Source organism: Poseidonibacter sp. (assembly GCF_041821165.1).
Taxonomy (GTDB): domain Bacteria; phylum Campylobacterota; class Campylobacteria; order Campylobacterales; family Arcobacteraceae; genus Poseidonibacter.
In genome coordinates, this window is sequence record NZ_JBGUES010000174.1 from 3,634 (window position 1) to 4,889 (window position 1,256).

A 1,256-nucleotide genomic window follows, 5' to 3' on the forward strand; every position below is an offset into this window, starting at 1 on the left:
GGAGCTCCTGCTTCAAAAAGGAAAGAGAAGATAATTAAACCTGCAACAATAGCAATAGTTGTATCAACAACAGCAACTAAAAATGATGACTTAACAAAGTTAGCATTTTTTGGTAATGATGCTGAATATGTCATAATTGTTCCAACACCAAGTGAAAGAGTAAAGAATGCTTGTCCTAATGCTGCTAATAAAGCATCACCATTAATCTTAGAAAAATCAGGTGTAAACATAAAAGATACTGCTTGAGAAAAAGAGTCTAATGTTACTGCATAAATTAATAAACCACCTAAAATTAGACCTAATAAAGGCATTAAAATTAAGTTGATTCTTTCAATTCCATCTTTAATCCCTTTAATTACAATCCAAATTACAGAACCTGCAATTAATGTATGATATAAAATTAAAGAGCCAATATCATCACTAATTAATTTTTCAAAATTAGCACCTGCAACACTTGATTCTGTAGGAAGTGCAGAAAATGATGTAAATACATAATCTAAAATCCAACCTAATACAACTGAATAAAATGAAAGAATAATTAAACCAGTTGCTATCATAAATCCTGCAAACTTCCAATTATTATTTTTTGTTTTAGATGTCTTGATAAAAGATGTTGCTACATCTGATTGAGCATTTTGTCCAATAACTGCTTCTGCAAGAAATACTGTTAAACCAATAAATAAAATTGCAAGAAGATACACAATAACAAATGCTCCTCCTCCATACTCACCTGTAACATATGGAAACTTCCATATATTACCTAAACCAACAGCAGAACCCGCTGCTGCTAAAATAAAACCAATTCTTGAAAACTTGTTCAATCTTATCCTTCATATAAAATAAATATCACAAGAGTATACAAAAAAGAAAATTAATAAGTAATTTTAAGTCATTAACTAATGATTAATTTATTAATCTTTTTGTAACAATTTGAAAGATTTTGTAGTTAAATTTATAATTTATTTATTAAAATAGGGATTTTACTTATGTTCTATGCTTTTTAGATTTAAATTAAATCTATTTCCATCTTCTAAAGTATCGATATTAATAGAAATTTTATTTTTATCACAAAACTCTTTTACAATATTTAAACCTAAACCAAAACCATCTTTTGCTGAGTTTTCTTGGAAATATTTATCAAATATTATAAATAAATTTTTTGTATCAATTTTTTCGCCAGTATTATAAATAGAAAGAATTGAGTTTTTATATTTTATTTCTATAAGAGCATTTTGCTCTCTATTATATTTTATTGC

At 26.4% G+C, this 1,256-nt stretch carries 2 protein-coding genes; both read right to left on the reverse strand.

The features are described 5' to 3' along the window. A partial coding sequence (locus tag ACERKK_RS11240) for a sodium-dependent transporter (RefSeq protein ID WP_373773169.1) occupies nucleotides 1-821 on the reverse strand: 821 nt, incomplete at its 3' end. A gap of 159 nt (nucleotides 822-980) precedes the next feature. Beyond that, nucleotides 981-1,256: ATP-binding protein (locus ACERKK_RS11245; RefSeq protein WP_373773170.1), on the reverse strand; the 276-nt coding region annotated here is incomplete at its 5' end.